We start from the raw sequence: 1,071 nt of genomic DNA on the forward strand, positions 1-1,071 counted from the left end.
TTTGAGAAGAAGGTTGTTCGTAAAGAGACGCGGGCTTATGAGAAGAGGCTCCAGAAGGAGCTCAACATAGATCGGGAAAAGAATGGGAAGAAACCATTCCCGCCGGAAAAGTTTGAAAAGGAAGAGTACAAGGAGATTAAGGAGTCGACAACAGACCCGGAAAGTGGTTATTACGTTAAAGATGAACGGACAAAGCAGTTCGCTTATTCTTTTCACGCTGCCACGGACGAAAAGGGGTTTGTACTCGCAAACATCGTCACGCCAGGGAATGTCCACGACAGTAATTTGCTTGAACCATTAGTCCAGAAGGTCATCGAGCAAGTAGGACGTCCAGTCGTCGTTGCCGCTGATGCAGCTTACAAAACACCAGCCATTGCCAATTTCCTTTTAGAAAATCAGATGCTTCCTGCTCTTCCGTACAAACGACCAATGACAAAAGAAGGGTTCTTTAGAAAACATGAGTATGTCTATGACGAGCATTTCGACTGCTATCTCTGTCCGGAAGGACAGGTTCTTACATACCGAACAACCACGAAGGAAGGATACCGTCAATATGCTTCGACTCCTTCCATTTGTGCCTCGTGTCCTGTGATTAGCCAGTGTACAGAGAGTAAGAATCACCAAAAGATGATTCAACGTCATATTTGGCAAGGCTATTTGGACGTTGCTGAAGATTTGCGACACAATCATGAAATCAAAGAAATATATGGAAAACGCAAAGAGACGATCGAACGTGTCTTTGCCGATGCAAAAGAAAAGCATGGCATGCGATGGACAACCCTCAGGGGACTTAAAAAAATGTCCATGCAGGCGATGCTGACTTTTGCTGCTTTAAATCTGAAGAAGCTGGCCAGTTGGACATGGAGGACGTCGGCTGTAAGCATAGCTTGAATGATGCCGATGTCTCAAGGGAGGGACATCCAGTTGATTGAAGTGCAGAGCGGCGACTCCTGGGGGATCAGCGCAGCGTGAAGACCCCGCAGGAGCAAAGCGACGAGGAGGCTGAGGGCAAGCCCCCCGGAAAGCGTCCGCTCGGAACGGAAATCAACGTCGCGTCAGTCTAACGTTTTT

At 47.6% G+C, this 1,071-nt stretch carries 1 protein-coding gene; it reads left to right on the top strand.

All coding sequences use genetic code 11. The annotated features are described in order from the left end of the window. On the top strand, positions 1-891 hold an 891-nt coding region (locus AWV70_RS16520; RefSeq protein ID WP_153010030.1), incomplete at its 5' end, for an IS1182 family transposase. Positions 892-1,071: the final 180 nt, after the last annotated feature.

It is taken from the genome of Sporosarcina koreensis (assembly GCF_001531445.1).
GTDB lineage: Bacteria > Bacillota > Bacilli > Bacillales_A > Planococcaceae > Sporosarcina > Sporosarcina koreensis_C.